Here is a 22,575-nt window from a genome sequence, read left to right on the forward strand (position 1 = left end):
GCTTAGGGCTTTTCATAGCTCATCACCCGGGCCACTACCGTATCTGCCAGCTTAGGGTTATTGTTGAACGATACCCAGCCCTCACGCGATGATTCTTTAGGGCAATAGTCCACGCTTAATTCAGCCTTCTCCAGTACCTTTTTTCCTTTCAATAAGGAAATCTCGACCGTCACGGACTCAGCAGTTTCGTTACCTTCATTTTTCAGAATGACGTGGTAACGGTGCGGCTCGTAGCGCCCCGGCTCTGGATAGTACTTAACGTACAGTTCCGGAGGGCCGGAGTTATAGGTAGCGGTTTTATAAACCAAATAGCTTATAATCGCCACAGTAAGCCCTAACCCGCCCCCAAATACGGTCCATTCCAGCCAATTTTTTTTATTTTTGTAGGACTCACCATGGCTATTTTCCTTCATACGGATCAGCAGTATTTTTTGTTCTTTACTTGCATAAGCAAGCTGCCTTCGGCCCAATTAATTAATTATTAACCTGCCTGCCGAGGTACCCAATGAACAAAGTACCCCTAAAGTTACGGTTTGGGCAAATCCTGTCCATAAACTCGCGCCATCGAGACGGCCAAAAAACCACAATAAGAGTGCCGACGAACTCAGTGCTACCAAATAACAAACACAGGTCTGTTGCGCGATGGTGAAGAAATTTGCTTGATAGTTTTTTGTTCTAGATCCTTCAAAATCAGAATAAAAAAGAATCAGTACGCTCAGCGCCAGCGAAACCAGTGCCATTGCCAGAATATGGCCGGGATTAGACTCCACACCAATAACCAATACTTCTTCGGTAGGTGCAACGTTGCCTCCAATCAGTACGCTGCCACACAAACCCAAAACAAGAAGAGAGGCCAGTCCCGCTTGCCGCTCTTTTTTCAATGCTTTACCATCACCCGCTTCGGATGTGCCGGTGTTGTCCATCCCCAACTGGGCAGTACCCACCGAAACGCCAATAGAAATAACCATTGCCTCAAGTACTACTTTGCCCATGATTTCCTGGATGGACATTTCATGAAAATCAACCCGCCGCAGCATGATCAACAGCGCTAAGGAAAGCAAAAAACCGATGCCGAGTTCTTCCACCGAATCCACCACGACATCCTGCCAGGAGGCTTCGGGGTGCATGCCCGCAAAACGGTTGTAGCCCAGCAGCAATCCAAACGTAAAAACAATCACCAGAATCAATTGAAACGGTGAGGCGATGAAGCCTGTCCACCAGACTTCCATGGTGTAAAGCAATGGAAAGCTGAAAAGCAGCCCCCCGGCAATACCGCGTCCATATTCTTGCAAAGATTGCACAATGGGACGCTGGTCGGAATTAGAAGGCATGTGTTTTGTTTTAATTAGCAAGTATAAACAGCCTTAACTCACCTGTTAAAATCAATGCCAGAGTAGATAAATTGGCAGGAATCAATCGCCATTGAATTGAAAAATAGACAGCCAAACAAATCTTTAGCGTTCTATGCTTTGACTCCCCCGAAAGATATAGATCTTCATAAAGCCGGTCAAGTTGAAATCCTGTAACGCTGTCGGGGAATTTTGTAAAGCCCTTTCACCCAAAATTTCCGATCTTTGCAAACTATTAAAAGTACCAACCATGAACACCTTAAAATTTAAGACCAATATAAAGTGCGGTGCTTGTGTAGCCACCGTTACACCTCACCTCACAAAGGCCGTCGGCATCGAGAGTTGGCAGGTGGATCTGCAAGATCCCAACCGAACGCTGACCGTCACGACCGACAAATCTCCTGATGAGATAACACAATTGGTGCAGGAAGCCGGCTATGATGCCAATCTGGTATAAAAGTTGCATTGAACCAATTCAGAATGAAGTTGTTATTTTTGCATCCAACTTATGATTAAAAGCAAACCATACCGATTCTTCGCCATTTTTATGGCCATCCTGGTGCTAATAAGCAGCACAGGCTTTGGCTTGGTGGAGCATAGTTGTATGGTGCGCGGTAAATCGGTGGAGTTAGCAGCTTTAAAAAAAGAGGATGCCAGCTGTCAGGCGTGCAAGCCGGCAGTGGCTTCAGAAACCCGGACCAATCCCCCCTTGCAATTCAAGAAAAAGGCTTGCTGCGAAGAGAACCACAAGTACCAGAAATTAGAGGCACTTAGTGCTTCCTCACCAACGGTGAAACTTATTAAAGTGTTACCGTTCACGCCTGCAATCACCAAAAGCAGATCGATAAATTTTGCCAGCTACGCCGTAGATCTACTTGGCGTCAGAGGTGTACTTTCCGCATTTCCCTCTTTCTCATCCAAGTTTTACGGGCGAACTATGCTCTCGTTCGTTCAGTCTTACCTGATTTAGAATAGTTATCTGTTTGATAATGAGTCCGATATTGAATATCGGACTCAATCCTGTCATTCAACTAACTAATCTATTTCATGCGTTTTTCTTTTAAAAATTTACTAAGTATTCTTTTCGCGATGTTTGCGGCTGGTACTGCCGCCGGGCAGGGCGTGACCGGAACGGTGTACGAACTTGCGGACGCCGCCACCAAAAAAGTACCACTGCCCGGTGCCAATGTCTTTTGGGCAGGTACTTCGCTTGGAACCACCACTGACGCGGAAGGCAAGTTTGCTGTTCCCCGCTCAGCGCAATCTAACAAGCTGGTGGTGAGTTTTGTGGGGTATCGAAACGATACGCTCAGGATGTCAGCTGTGAGCGAGGTTGAGTTTGTGCTACGCACGGCGCAATCACTGGATGAAGTGGTGATTCAGGCCAATTCCACAACCATTGATCGCCTGTCGCCTATTCAGACAGAAGTGATCACCAGCCGCTCGCTGGCCAAGGCTGCCTGCTGCAACCTTTCTGAAAGCTTCGAGACCAACGCTTCCGTATCGGTGTCGTATAGTGATGCCGTGACGGGTGCCAAGCAGTTACAGATGTTAGGCCTGAATGGTACTTATATCAAGACTAATGTCGAAGATATCCCCAGCATCCGGGGATTGGCAACCACTTTCGGGCTAAATTTCGTACCCGGCACCTGGATTCAATCCATCGATGTGGGTAAGGGGGCTGGCTCGGTCGTGAATGGCTACGAGTCGATGACCGGACAAATAAACGTCGAACTCCAGAAGCCCGACAGCCGCGAGAAGCTATATGCCAATGCGTATGTCAATAATTTCGGCCGCGCTGAAATCAATTTGAATCTTGCCCACAAACTCAACGATAAATGGAGCGCCGGACTGCTGACTCATGCCAGCACGCTCCGCAATCGGGTGGACAACAACGGTGACGGTTTTCTGGATCTACCACTTTACACTCAGTTCAACGGCGTGCAGCGCTGGAAATACCAGAGCGAAAAGTTGATGACCCAGTTTGGCGTGAAGGTACTTCATGAAGATCGCACGGGCGGCCAGGTCAATTTTGATCCTGAGCAACGCACCAAACCCGGCCCGAACGGCTCGCCGCTTTATGGATTTGGGGCAAAAATCAATCGCCTGGAATTATTTACCAAAACCGCCAAGCTGTTTCCTGATCAGCCTTACAAAGGTCTGGGATTGGTTCTGAACGCATCGGTGCACGACCAGCAGTCGTACTTTGGTTTTACCCCCTATGATGGCAGGCAGCAGACGCTATACGGCAACCTGATCTATCAGTCCATCATCGGCAATACCAACCACTCCTACAAAACGGGGGTGAGCTATATGCTGGATGACTACAATGAGCGATACAGGGATACGACCATGCTGAGGACGGAGTCGGTACCAGGCGCTTTTTTTGAATACACTTATAACAACCTTGACAAATTCATCCTGGTGGCCGGTTCCAGGGTGGATTTTCATAATCTGTACGGTTCTCAGTTTACACCCCGGCTCCATCTGAAGTACCAGCTTGACGACAACACTGCCCTGCGGCTGTCGGCGGGTCGCGGCTTCCGGGTAGCCAATCCACTGGCTGAGTACTTTGGTAATCTGGTAAGCTCGCGGACCGTGGTGTTTCGCGAGAAAATCCAGCCTGAGGTTTCATGGAATTACGGAGCTAGTTTGACGCGGGATTTCGACCTGGCGGGCTGGCCTGGTACTTTGGTATTGGATTACTACCGTACCAACTTTCAGAACCAACTCATTGCCGATGTGGAGCACCCCGGATTTTTGTACTTCTACAATTTGCAGGACCGGGCCTTCGCCAACAGCTTTCAGGCCGAGGTTAACCTCACGCCCGTCGAGCGTCTGGAATTCAAGCTGGCCTATCGTCTTTTTGATGTGAAGCAGACGATGGGAGAGCCCTTCGGTGAAAGTGTGCTGCTGCCCCGCATGATGGTCAACCGCGACCGGGTGCTGTTCAATGTAGGCTACGCGCTGCCCTACGATAAATGGAAGTTTGACTTTACGACGCAGTGGAACGGGAAACGCCGTATCCCGAACCTCGACCCGGGTTACGACCACACGTCCTACCTGGACATGCCGACCGACATCGCTCCGGCGTTCTTTAACCTCAACGCCCAGGTCACGCGGACATTCGTGCAGTGGGATGTTTACGTAGGCGGCGAGAACCTGGGCAATTACCGCCAGGCCAACCCGATTATTGGAGCCAGTGACCCATTTGGTCAGCGTTTCGACGCTGGTGTGGTGTGGGCACCCGTGGTGGGCAGGACCATATATGCCGGGGTTCGTTACAAAATCAAACGCTGAGCCGCCATGAAACTAGCGATAAAAAACATGGTCTGCGATCGTTGCATTAAAGTCGTCCGAGACGAGATGGAGGCGCTGGGATTGGTGGTGAAGCAAATTGAACTGGGCTCGGCGGAAATCGAAGGTGAACTTTCGGTCCGGGAGGCGAAATTAGTCAAGGAGCGGCTTCAGGCTAACGGCTTCGAACTACTGGAAGACTTGCGTTCGGTGCTGGTGGAACACATCAAAAAACTGGTGATCGATGAGGTACAGCATTTGAAAGGCAAGAAAATGAAGAGCATGAACTTTTCGGATTATTTGTCGGAAAAATGCGGCTACGAATATTCCTACCTCAGCCATCTGTTCTCAGCCGTGACCGGGCAAACGATTGAGCGGTATGTCATCAGCCAGAAGATAGAAAAGGTAAAAGAATGGCTTTCATACGGCGAACTGACCCTTAGTGAAATTGCCTGGCGGCTCGATTATAGCAGTGCCGCGCATCTGGGCAATCAGTTTAAAAAAGAAACCGGACAAACGCCCGGGCAGTTTAAAAAAGGAGCTGCATTGGCAAGGAAAGCGCTGGACAGGGTGTAGACGAGGACAGCAAAGTACCAATTTGACAAAGTATTTTTACCTATTGACTAAGCAAATGCAGCTGTTAACTTTTACGAAAAAAATCAACTTAAATTAAATCCAACAATTAAACACGCAAACAAAAAATGAAAACGACTCTTTTTTCCATTCTCTTCGCCTTCACTTTATCATTTGGTTTTGCCCAGACGGGTGACAAGGAGGTGAAGATCAAAACATCGGCAATCTGTGAAATGTGCAAGGAAAGGCTGGAACGTAACCTGGGTTTGTCGAAAGGCGTAAAGTATGCCAATCTTGACCTGACCGACAAGGTGATGACCATAAAGTACAACCCAAAGAAAACCAATGTTGCCTCTATTAAGGAGACTATCGTAAATACGGGTTATGACGCAGACGAAGCTGTTGCCGACCAGAAGGCGCACGACAAATTGCCCGATTGCTGCCAGAAAACGGCCGCACCGCACAGCGACATGTAAACTAAAATAACTTAATGGAGATCAAGCAAACGGGCAGATTTCACCTGCCCGTTTGCTTTTATAACTGGCCTGCTTTTTGGGTAAAAAGCATTTTGCATAAAAACGAATCTAAAAACCAACTATGAAAGCAGCGATCATCGAGCATTATGGCTCACCCGAAGAATTTAAAATAAAGGAACTTCCCACGCCGAAGATAGATGAGGGGGAAATCCTGATACGCAACCGGGCTTCATCGGTTAATCCTATTGATACGATTGTACGAAAGGGAACGGTGAAACTCGTTTCCGGGCTCATCGGAGACCAGCTTTTGGGTAGTGATTTCAGTGGCACCGTACTGGCTTCCAAAAGCGAAAGGTTCAAAGTAGGCGATGAAGTGTTCGGCTTAAACAGCGCACTGAAAGGCGGCTCTTACGCCCAGGAAATCGTAGCTGATGCACAGCAGGCAGCGATCAAACCTGCTGGATTGAGTTTTGCCGAAGCGGCCTCACTGCCATTGGTGGGTCTGACGGCCTGGCAGGGCATGGTCAAGGATGGCAAGATGAAATCAGGCGACAGGGTACTTATAACCGGCTGCACGGGTGGCGTAGGGTATGTGGCTGTTCAGATTGCCAAGGCATTGGGGGCGCATGTGACAGGTACCTGCAGCGCCAAACATCTGGAATTCGCCAAGTCGCTGGGGACAGATGAGTTGATTGCCTATGATCAGGCCGAGATTCCCAAGGACCGGAAATTTGATTTGATTTTCGATGCCAGCGGTCACTATACGATCAGCGATATGAAAGAAAACCTGACGGACGACGCCATGTTTGTTTCCACGAAAGGTGGTGCCGATGGCTTCAAAGGAGCGTTGGATGCTGCTACCGACCTGCTTTTTCAAAAGCGGATGAAAATAGTGAAAATGAACCCCAATGCTCACGATCTGGAAAAACTGGCCGAACTGGTGAACAGTGGGAAGCTTACAACGCACATCGCCCAATCATTTCCGCTGGAACAAATTGCGGCCGCACACCGTATGCTGGAGGACGAAAGCTTTAAGGGCAAAATTACAATCCACATTGACTGAGGAGTTGGTCATTTGCTCAGGGATATTACCAAATCATCCATAATTTTTGCGAGAGCGTCGGGGTCGGCGCTCTCTTTGATTTTGACAAAAGTGTGATTTTTGCCGATGGGCCTTTTTCCTGCGTTCCAGACATTGCTGCCATCAGCGGCCACACTTACGTACCCATCGCTGACAAAATCAAAGTACCTCCCGGAAGTTGCATTATCCAGCAGCAGGACTGCCACCTGATCCCAGGCAGGTCGGCCAGCGAAATTATTATAAAGCTGGTAGGCCAGGTACACCGGATTGTTTTGCAGTAGGTGGGCTTTCAGGTACCCGCCACCTGTCAGGATTTTATTTCCGACCTCCCAGCCACAGAAAACTACCTCTTTTGTCCAGTGATCCAGACAATACACGGTGGATGCGGGGTCGGGGCGGTAAAAATTCGCCTCCTTGCCTTCGGGGTATTGGCCACCCATGCAAATCCATTTCGCCACTTTTCTCTGTACTAATTCCTGACCACTTAATGGAGAAACTGCGTCGCCAGCCGACCGCAGCAAATTCATCAGGCTGGTCAGGTGACCAATGGTAACGATTGTCACCGAACCATCGGGGCTGTCGGCCAGCAATTTACGATAGAGCGTGGCCGATTCGGTCGTTTGTTCGAGGTGGGTCAGGTCGTGCGGGAATTTATCGGAGACCTGTCTGGTGTATTTGGAAAAATTTCGGAGTTTTTCCTGGCTCTTCAAAAAACCAATCGGCAGATTCTCTTGACCGTAGAAGGTGTTGATGGCATCTGTACAGGAAAAAGAGGCGCTGTCGTCGCTGGTTACCACTACCCCCAGCAGGTTCACCAGTCCCGTCCGTTGGTAGGCATGGAGCATGGCCAGGGCCTGCACGTCATCCACATCGGAATCAATATCGGCGTCGAGGATAACACGCGTTTGAGCAAAACTACAAACAGAACAAAGCAATGCCCAGAATAGAATCAGGTACTTTCCTGCCATTATTTCCTGGCTTTCGACCGCTGGATGTAGAAATCGTCCAACTCCCTTGAATCTTTATACTTCACCCTCAGGGCTTCCAAGTCTTTATGCAGCCTGGCCCGCACGTCGGCGTAGGCAGGGTCGTCATAGACATTTTTCATTTCCTGCGGGTCCTTTTGGCGGTCATACAGTTCCCGCTCGTCTATGTCGTAATAAAAGTGAATGAGTTTGTACTGTTCGGTCACTATGGCGTAGTGTCGCTTCACCGCATGTTCAGCGGGATATTCGTAGTAATGATAGTAAGCTGCGTCTCGGAAATTGGCAGTTTTTCCCCGGAAAAGCGGAATCAAACTCTCGCCCTGCATGTCGGCGGGTACTTTCACGCCTGCCGCGTTAAGAAAGGTAGGCGCAAAGTCGAGGTTTTGCACCATTTGAGAGTTGACACTGCCCGGCTCGATAACGCCCGGCCACTTGATCAGCAAAGGCGTGCGAAAGGATTCTTCGTACACGAATCGCTTGTCGAACCAGCCATGCTCACCGAGGTAGAATCCCTGATCGGAGGTATAAACGACGATGGTATTTTTGTCAAGGCCGCTCTCTTTCAAGTAATCCAGTACCCGTCCGACGCCCTCGTCCACGGCGGCGATAGTACCCAGATAATCCTGCATATAGCGTTGGTAGCGCCAGCGCATGAGGGCTTTATCCGACATTTTGGGATAATCTTTCTCGAAGTCAGTACTGATGGGTTGGTAGTATTTATCCCATTCGGCCCGCTGGCTGGCATCCAATCGACCCATATAACTCTTGTAGGCGTTCGGTAGCTCGACTGGCGTTTTATCCAACCCGGTTGCCTTGGCCGTTTCCGGAAAAAGCTTGGAATCGTACGACCAGTACATATGCTTCATGATATTCATTTCGGCGGTTTTGGCGGCGGTGCCCCGGCCCTCGTAATCGTCGAAAAGCGTCTCGGGTTCGGGGAAAGTGCGGGCGGTGTACTCGGGCAGGTGCCGCAGGGCGGGCATCCAGGCGCGGTGCGGTGCCTTGTGCAGGTACATGACCATGAAGGGCTTTCCCTCTTCCCGCTCTGTCTTCAGCCAGTTCAGCGTCATATCCGTAATCAGGTCAGTCACGTAGCCTTTCAGGTTAATTTTACCCTCTTTTTTGCTGATAAAATCGGGGTTGTAGTACTCGCCCTGTCCCGGCAAAATCTTGAATTCATCAAAGCCCTTGGGATTGTTGCCAAAGTGCAGTTTGCCGAACATGGCCGTTTGGTAGCCCGCATTTTGCAACAACTGCGGAAAAGTCATTTGTGTCGTATCAAAGGGCGCAAGGTTGTCGATTTTGCCATTCAGGTGGCTGTGCTTCCCCGTCAGGATCACGGCGCGGGAAGGCGCGCAAATGGAATTGGTTACGCTGGCATTAGTGAACTTCATACCCTCATGGGCAATGCGGTCGATATTGGGCGTCTGAATCAGCTTGTCGTTGTACGCGCTGATGGCCTGGTAGGCATGGTCGTCCGACATGATGAAAAGGATGTTGGGCCTGCCGGATGTTCGACTTGGCGTGCCGGAGTGGCTGTTTCCTTGCCGGTTGCAGGAAAGCATCAGCGACACCAGCAGCGCCGGAACTGCCAGGATAAACAGGGCTTTTTTCTTCATAGCCTAAACTTAGCGGGTTGTGTTTTTATGTATTCTGATCCGTTCCAGCAGCAGTTCAGGCTCGTTGGTAGTGATGTACTCAAATCCCTGGGCCAACAACCGATCCATATCGGCGACCTCATTGACGGTCCAGGCATTTAGCACAATCCCGTTTTCTTTGGCTTGAGCAACCCATTCGGGATGCTTTTTGAACACTGAGAAGTGGTAGTCCGCGCCCTGAATGCCTGCCGCACGCAGTTCTTCGGGTGATTTATCGCCGTTGAGGTACTGGGCGGGTACTTCCGGGACCAGGGAATGGATGTGCAGGATCATGTCATAATCGAACGTGATGTAAACGACTCTGTCTTGCGCTCCCAACTCCTGAATAAGCTTTACGGCTCGCCCGGCGACAGCTTTTCCTCGCTCCTTGCTTACCGTCGATGGCTTGATTTCACAAACCAGTCGTGTCGATGAATTGTCACGCATTCCCGCTTGAATGTACTCCCGCAGTGTGGGTAGTTTCTCACCGTTGGAGAGTTTGAAGGTCAGAAGGTCGGCGTAGTTGGTTTGCTCAATGGCCAGTTTGTTGAAGTGGGCGTCGTGATTGACAACCAGCGAATCGTCAGCCGTCATCCATACGTCGAATTCAGCCCCGGTACAGCCCAGGGCGATGGCCTGCCGCAGGGCGGCGATGGAGTTTTCCGGAAGATTATTCATTTTCCAGGCACCGCGGTGGGCTACTACCACATTGTCGGCAAAAGAGTCACCACGGCGAGAAACCATACATGAAGTGGAAATCATCAATAGAAGTAGGAAAGTAAGCCAGCGCATAGAATAGGGGATCGAATTTCTAGAAACCATTAATCGTCAATTTCCAACAGGAGGGTATCAAGTTCGCCTTCGTTGAGATTGGACTTGGTACTTTTATCATAAATGGACAGCAGAAACACCGTGTCGTCCACTATTTGGACATGGGTAATTATCCTGGCCCCACCAGACTTTCCTTTATTTTTGCTGGAAATGGCAAGACGGACTTTAAAACAATTTTTGCCGAGAGGTGTACCTTGGGTTGGTTTTTCTAAAAGAGTCCTTCGCAGTATCAAAATATCGTCCGTTAAGGACCGGTATTTTTTTAGCAATTTTCTAAACTGCTTTTGAAAGGTTGGTGTAGGTCGGATATTATAACTCATTCAAAAACTCATCTAAGGTAGGTAGCTTCAGCTTTCCTTTTTTCGCTAGGTTGACCTCCCTAACTGCCTGTTTCATTTCTGCCACGAGCTGTTCCTGTGTGGGTTCGCCCTCCACGTCTTGTTCGTCTTCTGCATTATCCCTGAGCAAAAGGTTGGCCAGCGTCGTACGATCTTGCTCGGGTAGTTGTTCCCGAATCAACTCGGCCAGTTCGTGAATCGATAGCGGAATATTGAAATTCAAAGTAGCTTCCATAATTTGTCGTTTTTACAAAAATACAATTTCCGCGCAACTTTTCCCTTTGTATGAATATTCATCAGTCTACCCGTACCTACGCCCAACAGCAGGACCAAACGGACCCGCTCCGTACGTTTCGCGAGCAATTTTTGATTCCGGAAAAAGATGGACAACCACAACTTTATTTCTGCGGTAATTCATTGGGTCTGCAGCCCAAATCAGCGCGGGAGGCCATCGAGCGAGAAATGAATGTGTGGCAAAACCACGGCGTAGAAGGCTGGTTTGAAGGTGACCAACCCTGGCTCTATTACCACAAGTACTGCAAGGAAACCTTAGCCGAAATTGTGGGAGCAAAGCCATCGGAAGTCTGCCCGATGAATAATCTGACGGTGAATCTGCACCTGATGTTGACGAGTTTTTATCAGCCGAAAGGAGATCGCACGAGAATCCTGACGGTAGCCGGTGATTTTCCTTCGGATCAGTACGCGCTTGAAACGCACGTCAGAAGTCGGGGCCTCGACCCATCGGAAGTTATCTTAGCGGTGAAACCTCAGGAAGGCGAATACACGCTGCAAACGGAGGCCATTCTCAATGCGATTCGGGAGAATGAAAGATCGCTTGCGTTGGTGATGATGAGCGGCCTTCATTACTACACCGGTCAGGTGTTCAACATGAAAGCCATCGCCGCCGAGGCCCAAAAATGGGGAATCAGGGTAGGGTTTGATCTGGCTCACGCCGCAGGCAATGCGCCGCTGCACTTGCACGATTGGGGCGTGGATTTTGCGGTTTGGTGCAGCTACAAGTACCTCAATTCCGGGCCGGGCGGCGTGTCGGGTAGCTTCGTCCACGAGAAAAACCACGATGCCAATTTGCCAAGATTGGCGGGGTGGTGGGGCTACGACGAAGACCGCCGCTTCGAGATGACTCCTGGCTTTGTTCCCATGCCCGGAGCCGACGGCTGGCAACTCAGCACACCCACCATTCTGGCGCTGGCTGTCCACCGGGCATCGCTGGCGATTTTTGCCGAGGCGGGCATGAGAAATCTGCGGAATAAAAGTGTTAAGCTAACGGGCTACCTGGAATTCCTGCTAAAAGGAATCAACGGAGAGTTTGACAATCCCATCACGATCATGACGCCCACCGAACCCGAAGCGCGAGGCTGCCAATTGTCCTTGCTAGTCAGGAAAGACGGAAAAAAACTCTTCGATGATTTGACCCAAAATCAAATCATCGGCGACTGGCGCGAACCGAATTGCATCCGCCTGGCCCCGACGCCGCTGTACAATACGTTTGAGGAAGTCTGGCAGGTAGGAGAGGTGATCAGAGAATTTTATCAATAAGTTGAAAATCAACTACCTTTTCACTCCCCGCAAAAAGGCGATACTAATGGGTACTTGAGTTGAAATGCTTGGGCTTTCGTCCTCGATGTAGTAGTATTTAATGCTGCTCTTGTCGGCCGCTCTCAGAATTTCGGGCAGGTTCAGTTGTCCGGTACCCAGCGCTACGTCGTTCTGGACGGGGGTGCCACCCGACAGGTTCCCTTCTACGCCTTTGCGCAGGTCCTTTACGTGCATGAGCTTGAAGCGGTTAGGGTATCTTTTCAGGATTTCGGCCGGGTTCTGACCGGGGAAGAACGTCCAGAGAATATCCATTTCAAAGCTGACGTACTTTTGGTCGGTTTTCTGGACGATGTAGTCGAACAGCGTTTTTTCGCTGCCGCCCTTTACTTCCGACCCGACTTCGGCGGGTACGGGCTGAAACTCGTAGCCGTGGTTATGATAGCAGAAGGTGAGGCCATAATTTTCTTTCAGCGTCTTGCCAAATTTATTAAAATCGTCCACGGTCTTTTTGGCCATGTCCAGTGTGAAATCGCCCTGATGAGGTACCCACGCGACCCGAACGAACTCCGCACCCAGGGTTTTGGCGTTGGTGCCTACCTCCGCAATTTTGTTTTCCAGATCGGGATAGCCGACTCCGAACGAAGTACACTTCATGCCACGCTCGTCCAGCAAAGCCCTGATTTCTCTAGCGGTCCGCTTAAAAAGATTCGAGAACTCGATGTTGGTAATGCCCAGCGCTTTGATTGTATCCAGCGTAGCGCCGACGTCTTTCGAAAAACTGTTGCGGTAGGTATAAGACACCATGCCGAGTTTGTCCTGATCGGTAGTAGGAAACAGCGATTTACCCTTCTGGGCGAAGGTACTTGCGGTGCCAAGCGCCAGCAAAAGGGTCAGGGTGATTAGCTTTTTCATGTAGGAGTTAAAATAATAATTTCAAGTAATGGGTGAGCCTTCACGCAAAAGAAAAGTGATTTGCATTTCTCCTTCTTGGCAAGGTCGCTAGCCACGAAATCTTTTACAGGGTACTTTCTCGAAAGTCGTTCCCGATCCGAAATCCAGCGTTGAGGTACTTTTGAATACCATCTTACCGTCCCGTTCTTCCGCATCGCCGTAGCCTTCCACGAAACCCTCGCCCTTTTTCAGAAAAGCCACCTGCCGCACCGACTCGATGCCTTCGGACATGAAAGTATAATCGGCCAGCAGCGTGTCGCCGTGCATTTCTCCCATGATGGTGCCGACGTTGTCGTCTTTTTCCAGATGGTTGTAGGTTAGTTCGCCTGTGACCTCTCCATTTTCATTCACGATACGCAGCAAAGTACTGTCTCCACCAGTCACGGAGGCGTAGCAAGCCGAAGTTTCGACTACCTCGGTCGTTTGGAGCTGGTCGTCGGTCTGTTCCGTTTTTTCGGAAGTACAGCCTACTGCCAGCAGGAAGAGGGGGAGCAAGAATTTTGTTTTCATGGGTTCAGTCTTTTCTGGTAAAACGCATCACGGCGATATCGCCATTCAGCAAAGTAAGCGTTTTTACATCTGGACTTAAAGCGAAGCGATTGACGGATTTCAAGGTTTTCAGAAACGTCGCCTCACCCTCACCGGGACACATCATGCGGGTCATGACCATTTGGTCGGAGAACTGGATTTGCTTTCCGTCGATTTTTATTGGACCGCTGAACTGGTTGCAGCCCGTGGTGCCACTTACCCGGTTGGCCGTCAAATCAAAATTCAGAGTTGGTTTTTTGTCAGGATAAAGTTGGTCGAACGGAGCGGGACCGCCCGTTACGGTATTGGCCTCCCAGCTTCCTGAAAGAGAAGTAGGGGAAGCGGTAGTTTTCGAAGCGTTCAAATCCAGTTTTTGGGCCAAATACAAATAAGGTGGATGAAAATGGTGGGCGAAGATTTTTTCCTTGCTGTCGGGAAATTTCTCGTAATATTCCTCGTCGGCCAGCAGCACAATCATGTTGCCCGTGAGGACGTAGTTGTTAGTGTTAACGTACTCTGAGGGCGTGTAGCCTTCAATATTTTTCTGCACCATTCCGGCTGCTATGTTGCCAAGGTACTTTTGGTAGTTTTTCTGAGCGCGGCGGGAAGGCTTGCTCAGGCGATTGTACACATAGTTTAGCGCCACCCGCTTGGGAAGTTTTTGTTTTTTTATGATACCCTTCGCGCCTACAAATGGATTCGTCACATTGAAATCATCCAGCGTCTGGATGGAAAGCGGTACTTCGGGCACCCAGTCGGCGGAGTTGACCACGTTGTAGGCCCAACCCGCCTGTGTGGCGGCCTCATACTCGTAAGCAAAGTATAGGTTGCCTGGCTTGGGGGCCGCGCTGCAATAAGTCTTGAAGCGAATATCAGTCGGAATATCTCCTTTCCTCTGCAAGTCGAACAGGTAGGCCGTCAGCAAATACGCGATAGCTCCACCCTGACTGTGGCCCATGATAATCATGTCCTTGATGCCCGCCTTGTAACATGAATCGATCTTGGGCCGAATGTCTTTGGACAAAATCGCCATGCTCACCAGCCAGCCCACGTGAACGGCCGCCGCTGGATTATCCGCCAACTGGTAGGGGAATTTCTCCTTTTCGCCTAAATCGAGTCCCCCTTTGGCAGGTACCATCGCGGCGTAGAAATTACCCAGCCAACTCACGCTGTTGGCCGTGGTACCGCGCAGACTGATGACCGCCAACGGCTGATTTTTGTCTTTACTTATCCATAAATCCCACAGGTTGTCCAGCCCCACGACGGGCGAGCGATAAATGAAATCGTAGCGTTCGGGCTTGGGAAAAGTGGCGACGTAGGCCGAATCGCCAAATGCCGCCGATAGTTTGAGCATCTCGATGTACTCGGCTTTATCGAAGCCAGGGTGCAGACCCTGGGCGGCAAGGCGGCTGGTGGCGAAGATAACGAGCCACAAGCCGCCGACTATCCATTTTTTCATGAGTTCGGGACGAGAGTTAGGGTTTGAAAACCATTGCAACACTCCGAAAGTTACTAAATGTTTTACCAGCTTTATATGAGGCTCCAAAGGCTCATAGCGATCATCAGCGCATTCATGACCTTGATGAAAGTACCTGCCTTATAAAGATTCTTGCTGAGGTGGTGATGGCTTTGCCAGTCAGATACAGCGCCAGGGTATTTAATGCGAGGAACAATCCGGTCAGGTAGCGGGAATTCCTAAAGAAAGGGGGGGAGAAGCTTAGGTAAAGCGTTTTGGTTTTTTCAAATGACAATGAAAAGGTTGAAAGATACCACCACAACACAAAATCCACTACAACAAGGATGGTTAGTAGAATTCCGATAACAAACCAGAGTTTGGGATTTTTCATTTCATCAATCTTCTGTCATAAGGCAAATCCAGCCACTTCAAGAAGTTCTCTTTACTCCGCGCCGTACAACAATATATCTGTCATAGAGGGTAATTATTTCATTTTCAACAGGACTGATAAGACCCAGGTTCAAATAGCAATCTAAGGGTACAACAAATACCGTTTCCTCATCGCTTTGTAGTTTGACAATCCGGGTTCCCAGCTTTTCCGAATTTCCTCCTCCGAGACCCCTTGGATGATCTGATCCCGGAACTGCCCAGAGCCAATGAGGTACTCTATGACGCCCATTTGGTTGTTTAACTCGGAATCGAAGAACTTTTCCTTGTGGGGGTGCGTCCGGTAGAGTTCAATGATCCAGGAAAGGTTGATTTGCTTGCTTTTTCGAAGCTTCTCGATGTCAACTTCCCGCAGATCCAGACCATAGCACCTTTGCCCTTTGAATAGCGGATTTTCGGCCATGCCCGCGATGCCCTCGGGTACGAAGCTAAAATCGTACTTACCCTTTAACTCGGGACTGCCCAATACGGTAAATGGGAAGTAGGTGCCTCGTCCGTGGTTCAGGTACGTGCCTTCAAACATGCACGTGGAAGGATACAGCAGTATGGATTGCGGCGTGTTCAGGTTAGGTGACGGACTGACGGGCAGGATGTAGGGCCTATCGTGGTGGTAGTTCGCCACCGGAATTACTTCGATATCGCACTGGACGCCATCGGTAAGCCATCCCTCGCCGTTGGCCATCCTGGCAAACTCCCCCACCGTCAGGCCATGCGACATTGGTAAAGGAAACATACCGATTCCGGATTTGTATTTCATGTCCAGGATCGGGCCATCGATCAAATAACCGTTAGGGTTAGGCCGATCCAGAATGATTAATTTCTTCCCGTTTTCGTGACAGGCTTCCATCAGACGGACCAGGGCGTTGATATTGGTGTAAAACCGGACGCCTACATCCTGCAGATCGTAGATCACAATGTCCACCGTGGCCAGGTCCTCCCGGCTGGGTTTTCGCTTTTTTCCGTATAAGGAAATAATGGGGATGCCGGTGGCCGGGTCGGTTTCGTCGTGCACCATGTCACCGGCACTGGTCGATCCCCGAAAACCGTGTTCAGGGCCAAATATCTTGACAATATTGACCCCAAGGCTCAAAAGACTGTCCACCAAATGCTGCTCCTTGATAATCGTGGTAGGATTGGCCATCAAGGCTACTCTCTTTCCTTTGAGCAGCGGCAAGTACCGCTCCGTTTGTTCGGCACCAGTCATAACGGGACTGAATGAATGGGCTGTGAGACCCTTCTCTTGCGATTGCCCCCTCAGTGGGGGAAGGTATCCCAGTAGCATGATGAGCAGTAACAGTTGTATGGTGAGTTTGCCGACGGCATCGGTAGTAGTGAAAGTTCGGATGGCGTTCAAGGCTTTCATGGGATACTACATTTTGCTAAATGGCCGAAGATAGGGAGAAATCTATTATCGCATTCTGATGGTAAATTTAGGACCAGCCACTCACTTCTTAACCAATTTCAGTGTCACCTTTTGATTATGCCCTTCTAGCTGTATCAGGTACAATCCGGGGGGGAGCATATCGGTGCGTAAATCATAGGTAGGTAGACCAGACAACACGTGCGTGGCAAGCACTGCCCCACCGGGGGTAATTACTTTCAGAGAGGTGTAGTTCTCGATGTTATGAAGCGTTATCAGGTGATTGGCAGGATTGGGGCTGAGGTAGCTGGCTTGAGCGGCCGGTTCAATGGCGGTTATCTGATCGATCAACTGCTCCACCCTGACCGAGCGCAGTGAAAAAGTACCTACACCCGTTCCCAGATTGAGGACCAGCCGGGCCGCCGGATCAGATGGGGCACTCATGCGAAAAACGAAAGACAACTCTTTCTCTTGCTCGTTGAAGCTTAGGCTCTTGTAATCCGAATAGCCTGTGTACGGGTCGCTTGCTTTTCCCATGCTACAGGAAAAGGGCAGCGAGGCCGATGCTGACCCGCGCATAACTACCCGGTAAAGTTGGCCTTTGACCAGGGAAAAGTTATTTCGCACGAGCTGGACCTGCCAGTCCTGAGCAGCGATTTTTTGAACTTCGACGCGGAGGGCGCCATTGTTCTGTTGCATTTGGGCCTGCGCGCCGGCTTGTGTGTAAAGATTCCAGCCGGACAGGGTACTTTCAAAGGTACTTTCGTACAGACTAACGCTGGCAACGGGAGCGGGCGGGGGCAGGGAATCGTGCAGCAGCGCATCCACCAAAGGTTGGAGATACTGGTTGGTAGTAGGATTAAAAATGCCAAAGCCCGCGCTGAATTCCCAGTAGGCCCAGCTGAACCCCTGTTCTTCGAACCAGCGCGCCAGAAATGTCGTCCACCGCCGCCGACTGGCCAAATCGGCTTTGCTGTACGCCCCAAACTCCCCAACGTTGAGAGGCACGTTGTTTTTTTTGCCAAACTGGATGAGCACGTCAAACTCCTGCTTCACTTCGTCGCGCTCGTATTCGAGATCCTGCCACTTCGTACCCAGCCACGCCGCTGCGTCGCCGCCTACCCATTCGGCACCCTGGTGCGTGAACCGGAAAGGATTGTAGTAGTGCACCGAAACGATCAGCCGGGGATCGTCCGGCAGCTTGAGGTAGGGAACGCCGGCCAAACCACCGTATAGCGCCATACCCATGACCACGGCCCGGGTGGGATTGGTTTGCCTGATTTTTCCCAACGCTTCGGCAAAGTAGGTATTCCACAGGTCGGGCGTTAGCTGGCCGTTTGGTTCGTTAAGTACCTCGAAAAGCAGCTTGTCATCGTAATCTTTAAAAAAAGTGGCAATCTGCTGCCACTGCGCCAGGAAGCGAGATTTGGCTTGCTCAGGATTGGTAAACAACGACTCATGGTGGTGCATGTTGATGATCACGTACAAGCCCTGCCGATGCGCCTCGTCCACCACCTGCTTCATACGATTCAGAAAAGTAGGGTCGAGGGTATAGGGGGGCACCTGCTGCGCACGTTGTGGCGTATCCCACCGTATGGGAATCCGGACGTGCTGAAATCCCAGGGAAGCGATGCGCCGGAAATAATCGTCGCGGTAGGGATTGCCCCATTCGGTTTCGGTGGGTGCCTCGAACATGTTGCCCATGTTGATGCCCCGTCCCAGTTGGGAGTTCAGAGCAAATATGCCCGAAGTATCCTGACCTTTGGCCTGCCAGCCCAGGCTGATTACCGCCAGAACTACGATAAAGGGTAGTTTCATTTTAGATTGTGCCTCGTTTTATCCATAAAGGGTGGGGAGGCCGGTTTGTACTCCGCGGGAAAGGGTACTTTTCACCATCGAAGATGATTTTTGGGGCGCTCCGGGATGGCAAACTACCCCTGAGCTCAACCCGCAGAATGCTACCGGCTGAGCAACCCTTCCACCAACCGATGCCACTGATATTTCGAAAACCAGACTACGGCTGAAAGCCCTACAATCCAGTGGCGCGCCTTGTTTAGCGGGGTATCGGCATCCAGGTTGGGTTTGGTATTCCGGTCATAAACCCCTGCCGTAATTTTTCTCTTGTCGCGGGTCACCACGAAGTTGCTGGTGGATTGCTCGGAGTAAAAGTGAGATATATGCTCGTCATTATTTAGCGGATTGGTGCTGGGCCTCACCCGGATGCCCAAACTTTCCATACCGGCCTCGGAAACGGATTTTATTTCTTCCACTCTCACCCAATCATACCCTTCACCATCAATCGATCCAGGACCAGGTACATCGATTTTGAAGAAATCGCCTTTCCTGACTGATCTGTTTACCTCATTTCCTGCATTGTCGACTACCTGAAATTCGGCTGTCAGCACTCCCGCTATCTTACTCCACGAATTGACATTCAGAAGACGCGTCTTGACCACCTCGAAAAAGGACGTGGCTTCCTCGATTGTCTCGAACTCAATTGTGTGATCGGTGTCAATAATTCGGCCCGTGTAGTTTTCAGGAATAATGCCCGTAAGGTTATTGCTCTCCATCATTTGTCCAGGTTAAAGTCTGTACCTACAAAACAATGCTGCATCAAATTGACCTTAGACGGCCTACCGATCATGCATATTGATACCACAATAGGATCAGTGAATGATGAAAAAGACTGTGCCTGACGAATACGCTGGAATGGGTATTGATTCTTAGGGGCAATGCTTTCCGGCAGCTTCCTGGGGTAGGCGCATTGTAAATGGATGACAGTGCTTCGATTTTTATTACTTTTTAATCAAAACCAACACATTATCCTCCGATCCCGGCGAAGTCGCTTCCAGGATACCCGACTTTGTTTGAAGCCTGGCCGCCGAAAATTTATTGCTGACAGGATTGAACCACTGTCCCTCATACTGAATGCCGGATGGATTATAAAGCTTAACCGTAGAAGGCCGGGGGACGTAGGCCATTATCGTGTTTCGATCGTCGGATCGTACTACGGAGACAAACTCGCCGGCTTCCTTATTCTCGACCAGCAATTCAGGGGCAGGTTTGAGCAGCCACCAGTCGTATTTTCGCATAAATTCCGCCAGATAACCGATCTGCAAACTACCCGGCTGCTTTATGCTTTCGTCCCAGGTGCGCAGGATGTGCGGTTTGCTATGGTTTTCGATTTCTTCACCGGCCCGTATCCACGGCCAGATCCCGTTGGCTCCGTAGGTGATTCCGGCCACAGGTGTCGTGAAGACGCTCCAATAGCTGGCATTACGGATATCAGCTGCCTTGGCGTTTTTATCAATATCCTCGTACACGGGTTCGAGGTTGATAAAAGCCTTGGGAGGAAGATAGGACCATTCGTTCGCTACGGGGCCATCCGTAATCCACTTCTGGGTGTCGGGACGGGCGTTGTGTCCCGTTTGAAAGCCCAGAATATCAATCCAGTCCTCATGGGCGTACTGCTTGCCTATCCAGCTCCGGCCCTGCGGGTGCATCGCCACGATACCCGGATGATCGTCCCCGAATACGCCCCGTCCGATATTTTTCCAGCGCTGCTCATACTCGTCGATGTACTTCCCGTCACCCCCCAGGAACCAGATTACGTGATTGCCACCATACCGCGCCACCATGTACCTGGCCAACATAATAGCTTCCTGGTCAGGCAGATGATAGCCGGGGCTGAGTTCGCGCCCGCTGCCGCTTTGCAGCGCCCAAAGCAGCACGGGGGCGGCCACCAGCCCCTGAGCGTTGACTTCATCTATTTTTTTGTCAAGATGCTGGAAGAAGTCAGGGTTGATTGAAATGCGACCGCTTCCGGTAAAGGCTACCTGCCCCTTGCTGTTTTTGGAGCCGCCACGCCACTGCGTGGTTACAAGCTGGATCACATTGTAATGGTTAGCCACGCGATCTTTGAGGTAAGTGTCCCACTCAGCATCAGTGGATTTCAAAGCTCCATTCCAGGCTGTGCAGGCTGTGTAAAAGAATGGTGTTCCGTCGGCGTGGCTGAGGTAATACGAAGCTTTGGGCCGAATGATGGCGCCTTTGGTATATATATCGTGCGGACTGGCCTTATCAATTACCTGGAAAGTACCTTTCTGATTATCTAACCCCGTATTTTGTTTATCCGAACATTCCGTGACGTAGGTCCAGGTGCCGGCTTCATCCGGGGCGAAGCGGACGCGCCAGGTAGTGCCCCCGTCCCAGAAACCGGCAATAGGATGAACCTTGCCCGCCGGAGAGGTGAATTTTACGGTAAATGATTTTAAATTGTAAAGAGGATTTTCGTAGGTCTTCTGACTCTGGAAAGTCTGTTCGTACTTCATCCACCGGCCCGTTTGGGCAAGGGACGTGAGCGTCATGAACAAAATCAAGACAAAGGCAGGAACTAGTCGCATGGTTTTCGGGGAGCTGGTTTCTTGTAAAAAGGGTTTCAGCTTTCCTGCTTACTCTTATGAAGGCTTCTACATGACCTACGACAATCGTTCGATGAGTTCTGCCGCCTTCCCAACGCCATCTTCCTGCTTGATCTGCTGGCTCAAAATCCGTGCATTTGCGTACAAGTGTTCCGTTTCCAGCAATTCCTTGACGCTATCCAAAAACTGCCTTTCTGTCAACTTCTTTAGAGCAATGGGGGAGACTGCCACACCTTTCTCAAAGACGCTTTTTCCCCAGAACATCTGATCGCCCACAGGGTATAGGATCGGACAAATGAACATGGGTTTTCCGGCCCGAAGGCACTCGGAGGTAGTTCCCGCACCACCGTGGTGGATGACCGCCCGGACCAGTGGAAAAAGTTTATCGAAGGGCGCCGACTCAAGTACCATGACAGCGGAGTTTTGCGCCAATTTTTCTGTCTCCTTCAGCCCCCAGCCTTTCATTACGATGACTCTGACCTGATATGTTCGGGTCAATTTCAAGATCGCTTCCTGTAAATCGAACCGGGTATTGAAAGGCATACTCCCGAAGGTCAGGAGCAGGGGTGGAGTACCCGACTGGATGAATTCAAGCAGATCGGCGGGTAGTTCTTCCGAAGAGGCACCAAACCAAAATCCGGTAAACGTAGCGTTGTCGGGGTAGTCATCTGGTTTTTTGAGCAGGAAAGGGCTGATCCCGTACAAAAACGGCGTATCGGGACTTGGATAATGCTTGGATAACCCAAGCTTATTTCGAAACACGGCGATGGGTTTCGCCATCATTTTCATGCCCAGGCTAGTCAACCTATGACTAAGCTTATTCAAAAAAGCAGGGATCGGAACTCCGCTGAAAGCAGGATTGGGAAATTCCACCGTGGGTTGAACGGCCGGAACTACCATGGCGCAAGCCATTTTTTCGGGAAACTGATCGACGAAACAATCTGCCAGGGTCTTGACGTGATACACTACCCGGTCACTTTCTTGCGCCAGGCGGAAAAATTCTGTTAAAGACTGCTCCACCAGCGGATAGACCCAGGTATCAAGATTACGACGGATGGCGAAGGGATTGGCCTTCATGATTTTCTTGCCCTCGTCGGAGTCCAGGACCGCCTGATAGTCAGCCTGCACCGGCGCAAAACCAATGCCATACGATTTTACCAAACCCTCAAAATTCTTCCCCGTTGACAGGGTAACCTCGTGGCCGCGCCGCTGCAAAGCCTGACCAAGGACTGCGTAGGGCTGCACGTCGCCTCGAGTGCCAAGAGTGAGGATGGCGATTTTCATGGT

Annotated in this window: 23 protein-coding genes; 7 read left to right on the forward strand and 16 right to left on the reverse strand. The window is 50.4% G+C overall.

The window, feature by feature from the left end:
• Window positions 1-2 precede the first annotated feature (2 nt).
• Together IE117_RS18205 and IE117_RS18210 are read right to left on the reverse strand one after the other, a co-directional pair.
• Complete coding sequence (locus tag IE117_RS18205) at window positions 3-413, reverse strand: hypothetical protein (RefSeq protein ID WP_189565896.1); 411 nt, start codon at window positions 411-413, stop codon at window positions 3-5.
• 57 nt (window positions 414-470) lie between these two features.
• Window positions 471-1,331: a TIGR02587 family membrane protein gene (locus IE117_RS18210; RefSeq protein ID WP_189565897.1), complete on the reverse strand. Its 861-nt coding sequence runs from the start codon at window positions 1,329-1,331 to the stop codon at window positions 471-473.
• A gap of 268 nt (window positions 1,332-1,599) precedes the next feature.
• On the opposite strand from IE117_RS18210, the gene IE117_RS18215 reads away from it, so the two are divergent.
• From IE117_RS18215 to IE117_RS18240, 6 genes are all read left to right on the forward strand, one after another.
• Window positions 1,600-1,806, forward strand: coding sequence for a heavy-metal-associated domain-containing protein (locus IE117_RS18215; protein ID WP_189565898.1), 207 nt, complete (start codon window positions 1,600-1,602; stop codon window positions 1,804-1,806).
• A 51-nt stretch (window positions 1,807-1,857) separates the two neighbouring features.
• Window positions 1,858-2,319 (forward strand): HYC_CC_PP family protein, encoded by a 462-nt coding sequence (locus IE117_RS18220; RefSeq protein WP_189565899.1) that lies wholly within the window; start codon window positions 1,858-1,860, stop codon window positions 2,317-2,319.
• Window positions 2,320-2,396: 77 nt separating this feature from the next.
• A complete protein-coding gene (locus IE117_RS18225) occupies window positions 2,397-4,649 on the forward strand; it encodes a TonB-dependent receptor (RefSeq protein ID WP_189565900.1) in 2,253 nt (750 codons plus the stop codon).
• A 6-nt stretch (window positions 4,650-4,655) separates the two neighbouring features.
• Window positions 4,656-5,222, forward strand: a complete 567-nt coding sequence (locus IE117_RS18230) for a helix-turn-helix domain-containing protein (protein ID WP_189565901.1) — start codon at window positions 4,656-4,658, stop codon at window positions 5,220-5,222.
• A 125-nt stretch (window positions 5,223-5,347) separates the two neighbouring features.
• Window positions 5,348-5,695 carry a heavy-metal-associated domain-containing protein gene (locus IE117_RS18235; RefSeq protein ID WP_189565902.1) on the forward strand — a complete coding sequence of 116 codons (348 nt, stop codon included), beginning with the start codon at window positions 5,348-5,350 and terminating at the stop codon, window positions 5,693-5,695.
• A 121-nt stretch (window positions 5,696-5,816) separates the two neighbouring features.
• Window positions 5,817-6,758 (forward strand): NAD(P)-dependent alcohol dehydrogenase, encoded by a 942-nt coding sequence (locus IE117_RS18240; protein ID WP_189565903.1) that lies wholly within the window; start codon window positions 5,817-5,819, stop codon window positions 6,756-6,758.
• Window positions 6,759-6,766: 8 nt separating this feature from the next.
• Here the strand turns inward: IE117_RS18240 and IE117_RS18245 are convergent, their stop codons facing one another.
• From IE117_RS18245 to IE117_RS18265, 5 genes are all read right to left on the reverse strand, one after another.
• Window positions 6,767-7,744, reverse strand: a complete 978-nt coding sequence (locus IE117_RS18245) for a nucleoside hydrolase (RefSeq protein WP_189565904.1) — start codon at window positions 7,742-7,744, stop codon at window positions 6,767-6,769.
• Entirely contained in the window at window positions 7,744-9,327 is a 1,584-nt protein-coding gene (locus IE117_RS18250) for a sulfatase family protein (RefSeq protein ID WP_374757974.1), read from the reverse strand. Before IE117_RS18250 ends, IE117_RS18245 begins: the two co-directional genes overlap by 1 nt.
• A gap of 63 nt (window positions 9,328-9,390) precedes the next feature.
• Window positions 9,391-10,143: a glycerophosphodiester phosphodiesterase gene (locus tag IE117_RS18255; RefSeq protein WP_229581106.1), complete on the reverse strand. Its 753-nt coding sequence runs from the start codon at window positions 10,141-10,143 to the stop codon at window positions 9,391-9,393.
• A gap of 77 nt (window positions 10,144-10,220) precedes the next feature.
• Window positions 10,221-10,550 carry a type II toxin-antitoxin system RelE/ParE family toxin gene (locus tag IE117_RS18260; RefSeq protein ID WP_189565907.1) on the reverse strand — a complete coding sequence of 110 codons (330 nt, stop codon included), beginning with the start codon at window positions 10,548-10,550 and terminating at the stop codon, window positions 10,221-10,223.
• Window positions 10,540-10,803 (reverse strand): hypothetical protein, encoded by a 264-nt coding sequence (locus tag IE117_RS18265; protein WP_189565993.1) that lies wholly within the window; start codon window positions 10,801-10,803, stop codon window positions 10,540-10,542. The genes IE117_RS18260 and IE117_RS18265 overlap by 11 nt, the downstream gene beginning before the upstream one ends.
• Before the next feature lie 50 nt (window positions 10,804-10,853).
• Here IE117_RS18265 and kynU point away from each other — a divergent pair, with 50 nt between their 5' ends.
• Complete coding sequence (gene kynU, locus IE117_RS18270; RefSeq protein WP_189565908.1) at window positions 10,854-12,125, forward strand: kynureninase; 1,272 nt, start codon at window positions 10,854-10,856, stop codon at window positions 12,123-12,125.
• A 12-nt stretch (window positions 12,126-12,137) separates the two neighbouring features.
• Here the strand turns inward: kynU and IE117_RS18275 are convergent, their stop codons facing one another.
• The 9 genes from IE117_RS18275 to IE117_RS18315 all read right to left on the reverse strand — a co-directional run bounded on the left by IE117_RS18275 (window position 12,138) and on the right by IE117_RS18315 (window position 22,572).
• The gene (locus IE117_RS18275; protein WP_189565909.1) at window positions 12,138-13,037 is read right to left on the reverse strand and encodes a sugar phosphate isomerase/epimerase family protein; all 900 of its coding nucleotides are present in this window, start codon (window positions 13,035-13,037) and stop codon (window positions 12,138-12,140) included.
• Between the two features lie 87 nt (window positions 13,038-13,124).
• A complete protein-coding gene (locus IE117_RS18280; protein WP_189565910.1) occupies window positions 13,125-13,586 on the reverse strand; it encodes a hypothetical protein in 462 nt (153 codons plus the stop codon).
• Between the two features lie 4 nt (window positions 13,587-13,590).
• Window positions 13,591-15,063: an META domain-containing protein gene (locus IE117_RS18285; RefSeq protein WP_189565911.1), complete on the reverse strand. Its 1,473-nt coding sequence runs from the start codon at window positions 15,061-15,063 to the stop codon at window positions 13,591-13,593.
• Window positions 15,064-15,175: 112 nt separating this feature from the next.
• A complete protein-coding gene (locus IE117_RS18290) occupies window positions 15,176-15,451 on the reverse strand; it encodes a hypothetical protein (protein ID WP_189565912.1) in 276 nt (91 codons plus the stop codon).
• A 141-nt stretch (window positions 15,452-15,592) separates the two neighbouring features.
• Window positions 15,593-16,870 carry an exo-beta-N-acetylmuramidase NamZ family protein gene (locus IE117_RS18295; protein ID WP_229581108.1) on the reverse strand — a complete coding sequence of 426 codons (1,278 nt, stop codon included), beginning with the start codon at window positions 16,868-16,870 and terminating at the stop codon, window positions 15,593-15,595.
• Window positions 16,871-16,951: 81 nt separating this feature from the next.
• Window positions 16,952-18,685 (reverse strand): cellulase family glycosylhydrolase, encoded by a 1,734-nt coding sequence (locus IE117_RS18300; RefSeq protein WP_189565913.1) that lies wholly within the window; start codon window positions 18,683-18,685, stop codon window positions 16,952-16,954.
• A gap of 140 nt (window positions 18,686-18,825) precedes the next feature.
• A complete protein-coding gene (locus IE117_RS18305; RefSeq protein WP_229581110.1) occupies window positions 18,826-19,437 on the reverse strand; it encodes a hypothetical protein in 612 nt (203 codons plus the stop codon).
• 225 nt (window positions 19,438-19,662) lie between these two features.
• Window positions 19,663-21,270, reverse strand: a complete 1,608-nt coding sequence (locus IE117_RS18310) for a glycoside hydrolase family 140 protein (RefSeq protein WP_189565915.1) — start codon at window positions 21,268-21,270, stop codon at window positions 19,663-19,665.
• Between the two features lie 75 nt (window positions 21,271-21,345).
• Entirely contained in the window at window positions 21,346-22,572 is a 1,227-nt protein-coding gene (locus IE117_RS18315) for a glycosyltransferase (protein ID WP_189565916.1), read from the reverse strand.
• Between the last annotated feature and the right edge of the window lie 3 nt (window positions 22,573-22,575).

The sequence above is a fragment of the Persicitalea jodogahamensis genome, from assembly GCF_014651615.1.
Taxonomy (GTDB): Bacteria; Bacteroidota; Bacteroidia; order Cytophagales; family Spirosomataceae; genus Persicitalea; species Persicitalea jodogahamensis.

Excerpts from the sequence above, each read along its gene's own strand:
- IE117_RS18205 (WP_189565896.1), bottom strand. The coding sequence starts at position 413 with ATGAAGGAAAATAGCCATGGTGAGTCCTACAAAAATAAAAAAAATTGG.
- IE117_RS18210 (WP_189565897.1), bottom strand. The coding sequence starts at position 1,331 with ATGCCTTCTAATTCCGACCAGCGTCCCATTGTGCAATCTTTGCAAGAA.
- IE117_RS18215 (WP_189565898.1), top strand. The coding sequence starts at position 1,600 with ATGAACACCTTAAAATTTAAGACCAATATAAAGTGCGGTGCTTGTGTA.
- IE117_RS18220 (WP_189565899.1), top strand. The coding sequence starts at position 1,858 with ATGATTAAAAGCAAACCATACCGATTCTTCGCCATTTTTATGGCCATC.
- IE117_RS18225 (WP_189565900.1), top strand. The coding sequence starts at position 2,397 with ATGCGTTTTTCTTTTAAAAATTTACTAAGTATTCTTTTCGCGATGTTT.
- IE117_RS18230 (WP_189565901.1), top strand. The coding sequence starts at position 4,656 with ATGAAACTAGCGATAAAAAACATGGTCTGCGATCGTTGCATTAAAGTC.
- IE117_RS18235 (WP_189565902.1), top strand. The coding sequence starts at position 5,348 with ATGAAAACGACTCTTTTTTCCATTCTCTTCGCCTTCACTTTATCATTT.
- IE117_RS18240 (WP_189565903.1), top strand. The coding sequence starts at position 5,817 with ATGAAAGCAGCGATCATCGAGCATTATGGCTCACCCGAAGAATTTAAA.
- IE117_RS18245 (WP_189565904.1), bottom strand. The coding sequence starts at position 7,744 with ATGGCAGGAAAGTACCTGATTCTATTCTGGGCATTGCTTTGTTCTGTT.
- IE117_RS18250 (WP_374757974.1), bottom strand. The coding sequence starts at position 9,327 with ATGCTTTCCTGCAACCGGCAAGGAAACAGCCACTCCGGCACGCCAAGT.
- IE117_RS18255 (WP_229581106.1), bottom strand. The coding sequence starts at position 10,143 with ATGGTTTCTCGCCGTGGTGACTCTTTTGCCGACAATGTGGTAGTAGCC.
- IE117_RS18260 (WP_189565907.1), bottom strand. The coding sequence starts at position 10,550 with ATGAGTTATAATATCCGACCTACACCAACCTTTCAAAAGCAGTTTAGA.
- IE117_RS18265 (WP_189565993.1), bottom strand. The coding sequence starts at position 10,803 with ATGGAAGCTACTTTGAATTTCAATATTCCGCTATCGATTCACGAACTG.
- kynU (WP_189565908.1), top strand. The coding sequence starts at position 10,854 with ATGAATATTCATCAGTCTACCCGTACCTACGCCCAACAGCAGGACCAA.
- IE117_RS18275 (WP_189565909.1), bottom strand. The coding sequence starts at position 13,037 with ATGAAAAAGCTAATCACCCTGACCCTTTTGCTGGCGCTTGGCACCGCA.
- IE117_RS18280 (WP_189565910.1), bottom strand. The coding sequence starts at position 13,586 with ATGAAAACAAAATTCTTGCTCCCCCTCTTCCTGCTGGCAGTAGGCTGT.
- IE117_RS18285 (WP_189565911.1), bottom strand. The coding sequence starts at position 15,063 with ATGAAAAAATGGATAGTCGGCGGCTTGTGGCTCGTTATCTTCGCCACC.
- IE117_RS18290 (WP_189565912.1), bottom strand. The coding sequence starts at position 15,451 with ATGAAAAATCCCAAACTCTGGTTTGTTATCGGAATTCTACTAACCATC.
- IE117_RS18295 (WP_229581108.1), bottom strand. The coding sequence starts at position 16,870 with ATGAAAGCCTTGAACGCCATCCGAACTTTCACTACTACCGATGCCGTC.
- IE117_RS18300 (WP_189565913.1), bottom strand. The coding sequence starts at position 18,685 with ATGAAACTACCCTTTATCGTAGTTCTGGCGGTAATCAGCCTGGGCTGG.
- IE117_RS18305 (WP_229581110.1), bottom strand. The coding sequence starts at position 19,437 with ATGGAGAGCAATAACCTTACGGGCATTATTCCTGAAAACTACACGGGC.
- IE117_RS18310 (WP_189565915.1), bottom strand. The coding sequence starts at position 21,270 with ATGCGACTAGTTCCTGCCTTTGTCTTGATTTTGTTCATGACGCTCACG.
- IE117_RS18315 (WP_189565916.1), bottom strand. The coding sequence starts at position 22,572 with ATGAAAATCGCCATCCTCACTCTTGGCACTCGAGGCGACGTGCAGCCC.